The sequence below is a fragment of the Roseateles sp. genome, assembly GCF_049240545.1.
Classification (GTDB): Bacteria; Pseudomonadota; Gammaproteobacteria; order Burkholderiales; family Burkholderiaceae_C; genus Paucibacter_A.
The window spans coordinates 1-3,821 of the sequence record NZ_JBMLSK010000096.1; the positions used below are offsets into that span (position 1 = coordinate 1).

At 70.0% G+C, this 3,821-nt stretch carries 3 protein-coding genes and 1 pseudogene; 2 read left to right on the top strand and 2 right to left on the bottom strand.

Going from position 1 to position 3,821, the window contains the following annotated elements; translation table 11 throughout:
• Nucleotides 1-216 precede the first annotated feature (216 nt).
• Complete coding sequence (locus tag ACOVRJ_RS06625; RefSeq protein ID WP_422043096.1) at nt 217-1,395, bottom strand: serine hydrolase domain-containing protein; 1,179 nt, start codon at nt 1,393-1,395, stop codon at nt 217-219.
• A 205-nt stretch (nt 1,396-1,600) separates the two neighbouring features.
• Here ACOVRJ_RS06625 and ACOVRJ_RS06630 point away from each other — a divergent pair, with 205 nt between their 5' ends.
• Nucleotides 1,601-2,584 carry a helix-turn-helix transcriptional regulator gene (locus ACOVRJ_RS06630; protein WP_422043097.1) on the top strand — a complete coding sequence of 328 codons (984 nt, stop codon included), beginning with the start codon at nt 1,601-1,603 and terminating at the stop codon, nt 2,582-2,584.
• A gap of 60 nt (nt 2,585-2,644) precedes the next feature.
• Here ACOVRJ_RS06630 and ACOVRJ_RS06635 read toward each other — a convergent pair.
• Nucleotides 2,645-3,283, bottom strand: a pseudogene (locus ACOVRJ_RS06635) (response regulator transcription factor); the annotation flags it as partial.
• Here ACOVRJ_RS06635 and ACOVRJ_RS06640 point away from each other — a divergent pair.
• On the top strand, nt 3,254-3,505 hold the full coding sequence (locus tag ACOVRJ_RS06640; RefSeq protein WP_422043098.1) for a transposase: 252 nt from the start codon (nt 3,254-3,256) through the stop codon (nt 3,503-3,505). The pseudogene ACOVRJ_RS06635 and the gene ACOVRJ_RS06640 sit on opposite strands and share 30 nt — an antisense overlap.
• The last annotated feature ends 316 nt before the right edge of the window (nt 3,506-3,821 follow it).

Below are 3,821 nucleotides of genomic sequence, written 5' to 3' on the forward strand. Positions count from 1 at the left end.
TCGGGTTTACCCCGGGGCCTGTCGGCTTGAAAAGGCGTTTGAATTTCCTATGCTCCCGGGGCCTGTCGGCTTGAAGAGGGCGTTTGAATTTCCTATGCTCGGATCAAGCGGCGCTGTCGGGTTTACCCCGGGGCCTGTCGGCTTGAAAAGGCGTTTGAATTTCCTATGCTCCCGGGGCCTGTCGGCTTGAAGAGGGCGTTTGAATTTCCTATGCTCTCAGCCGAGCGCCGCAGCCGTGCCGAGCAGCGTGTAGGTCTCGAGCTCCGCGCTGTCGACCCACGACGCCGGCCAGGCGCTCAGCACCACCGCCACCAGGTCCTGCTGCGGATTGATGTAGACGAACTGGCCGAAGATGCCCTGGGCCGTGAACGCACCGTCATGGAAGGGCAGCGCCGCGGCTCCGCGCGGGAACGACCACCACTGATAGCCATAGCCGAGCGGGTAGCCCGGATACAGCGCGCCGCAGGCCGTGACGGCGCTGTCCGGGTAGGCCGCCTGCTCGAGCCAGCCCGCCGGCAGCGCACCACCGGCCCCTTCCAGCAGGTACAGGGCCAGGCGGCCGTAGTCGCGCAGGCAGGAACTCAGGTTGTTGCCGCCCATCTCCAGCCCGCCCTCGGCCTCCAGCATCCAGTACGCATCGGCTTCCATGCCGGCGCGGCTCCACACCTTGTCCGACAGGTAGCGGCTCAGGTCGCTGCCGGTGGCGGCGGCCACCACCGCGCCGAGCACGAAGGACTCGCCGGTGCTGTAGTTGAAGGCGCTGCCCGGCGCTGCCGCGCGCGGCCGGCTGGCCATCAGCTCGAGCGTGCTGCCGGGGCGGTTGGCCTGCATCGCCTGCGACAGGCGGGTGATGTCGGAATCGCCGCTGGCCACGTAGTCCTCGCTCCAGCGCACGCCAGAACACATGCGCATCAGCTCGCGGATGGTGTTGGCCGCATAGGCCGTGCCTTGCAGTTGCGGCAGGTAGCGCGTCAGCGGGTCGTCGAGGCTGCCGATGCTGCCGTCGGCCAGCGCCGCACCCACCAGCGTGGAGGTGATCGACTTGGCGACCGAGAACGAGGTCCAGCGCGAGGCGTCGTCGTTGCCCATGCGGTAGCGCTCCAGCGCGATGCGGCCGCCTTTCAGGATCAGCAGCCCGGACGTGCGGTTGCGCGCCATGTAGTCGTCGATGCTCAGGCTGCGGCCATCGAAGTCGTAGCGCAAGGTATCCAGCGGCACGGCATGGGCCGGCAGGCCGCGCACGCCGGCGCCGCGCTGCACGCTGCGCGTGGCGGCGATGCGGTCGACGTGGCGGTAGGTGGCCGCCTGGTTGTCGGCGGTGGTCTCGAGCAGGCTGTTGGCGATGGCTTCGTCAGCCGTGTCGCCGCCGCCGCCGCAGCCGGCCAGCGGGCTCAAGGCGCTGGCCGCGGTGAAGGCGCCCAGCAGTTTCAGCAGATCGCGTCGTGTCCTGGGGGGGTCATGTCCTCGGTTCCTCTGGTTGCCGTCGCCGTCGCGGCCACGGCTGTGAAAGACGCAAGGCTAGGCAGCGCGACGGGTCTGCACCAGTCTGCAAAAGCGGACCCGCGCCCTAACATGCAGGCCCCGCACTACCGACCACCCGATGCCCGCCGATGACTACACCCTGCAGCTGCAGCGCCTGAGCGCGCAGCTGCTCGAACTGGGGCAGCTGGCGCGGCGCGTCAGCGCGCCGGCCTTTTTGGAGCAGGCCTGGCTGGCGGTGCGCGAGATGCTCGCGTTCCGCAGCGGTCTCTGGGGGCTGGCGGTCGACCTGGACCCGCCACGCGCGCCGACGATCTACCAGGCCCAGCTGTACGGCCTGCCGGATGAGTTCATCGGCGCCTGGCTCGAACTCGCGCCGCAGGACGAGTTCGGCGACGCCCTGCGCGCGCAGCGCGGCGTCGTGCACCGCGGCAGCGATACCGGGGCGCAACTGCCGGACGCGGTGCGCGCCTTCGACCGCCGCTTCGGCATCCACCATGCGATGGGCCTGGTACTGGACGACACGCCCACCGGCCACGGCTTCTTCGTCTGCCTGTACCGCGGGCCCGACGAGCCGGCCTTCTCCGACGACGAAGCGCGCTGCTTCGAGGTGCTGGCGCGGCACCTGCTGCAGCTGTGGCGCTTTGCGCTGCAGGACGCGCTGCGCGCGGGTGCGGGTGCGGGCGCCGACATCGAGCGCGTGGCCGTCGCCGCGCGCGATGGCCGTCTCGTCCATGCGGGAACGCAGTTGTTCGAATGGATCGCGCAGCGCTGGCCCGGCTGGGACGGACGCCAGCTGCCGCTGCCGCCGGCCGCCATGGCCGCGGCCGGCGAGGGCCTGCAGGCGCTGGAGCAGGGTGAGCATGTCTGGCTGCTGCTGCAGCCGCCGCAGACCGGCCTGTGGCCGCGCCTGGCGCCGCGCCGGCTGCTGGTGGCGCAGCAGTTCGCGCGCGGGCATTCCAACAAGGAGATCGCGCGCCAGCTCGGGCTGACCCCGGCCACCGTGCGCACCTATCTGCGCGATGCTTACCTGGAGCTGGGCGTGCGCAACAAGGTCGAACTCGGCGAGGCGCTGAGCAGCCCTGCGGCCCGGGGTTTGCCGTAGGCGCGCCCGATTCGGGAACCAGACGCCCCGGATCTGCAGCCGCAACACGATCTTGATCAGCTCGGCATTGCTCTTCACGCCCAGCGTCTCCATCGCCTGGTACTTGTGGTACTCCACCGTGCGGTGCGAGATGTCGAGCAGCCGGGCGATCTCCTTGGCCGAGCGGCCGTCGACCAGCAGCCGCAGGATCTCGCGCTGCCGCGGCGTCAGCCCCCGAAGCCGGGTCGCGCTCGGGCCGCTGGCCGGGCGAGCCCAGAACCTCGACGGCGATCTCGGGCTGATGTGGATGCCGCCTTCGGCCGCCACGCGCAACGCCTGCAGCAGCTCCTGCGGCGCGGCGGGCTTGAGCACGTAGCCGGCGGCGCCGGCTTCGAGCGCGCGGCGCGCGTAGGCGGCTTCCGTGTGCATGGTCAAGAAGATTACCGGCACGTCCAGCCGTTCGCGGCGCATCGCGCGCAGCGCGTCGATGCCGTTCAGCCCCGGCATCGAGATGTCGGCGACGATCAAGTCGGCGGTGCGCTGCCGCGCCAGCTGCAGCAGCGAGCGGCCGTCGCCGGCCAGGCCCACCAGTTCGTAGTCGTCGGCCAGCAACGCCTGCAGCTGACGCTCAGGGGCTGAGCGTGGACACGGGACCGCCAGCCACTTTGCGCCGACATCGACGGGTTCAGCCTGCACGCTGCGGTACGGGTCGAGGCACACGACCGCAAGCGGCTGGAACAGCTGTGCCGCTACATCATGCGCCCCGCGCTGTCGGACGAGAGGATCCAGCTCAACGCCGCCGGCCAGGTGGAGCTCAAGCTCAAGACGCCGTGGCGCGACGGGACCACGCATCTGGTCATGAGCCCGCTGGAGTTCGTGCAGCGGCTGGCCGCGCTGGTGCCGCGGCCGCGCTTGCACCTGATCCGTTTGGTGCCCGCATAACTTCGCTGCGCGAAGTAAGCGGACCCCCGCTGCGCGAACCATGGGGTGCTGGCGCCGAACGCGAAGCTGCGTGCGCTTGTGGTGCCGCAGCGGCCACCGGATCAAGACAAGCCGGCCACCGAAGCCGCTGCGGCGGCTGGCTGCGAGGCAGAGACAGTTCAGTCCCGGCCGCACCGCATCAGCTGGGCACGGTTGCTCAAGCGCGTCTTTTGCTCCGACATGACTTGAGTACAAGTTGGTCTGCGCTGAAGCTTCGCTTTGTCATCGACGTGGAGCGGTGTCCGAACTGCGGCGGCGGGGAGCTGAAGATCATCGC

What these genes read in the sequence shown, in the direction of transcription:
- ACOVRJ_RS06630 (WP_422043097.1), top strand. Translation starts at nt 1,601, where the DNA reads ATGCCCGCCGATGACTACACCCTGCAGCTGCAGCGCCTGAGCGCGCAG.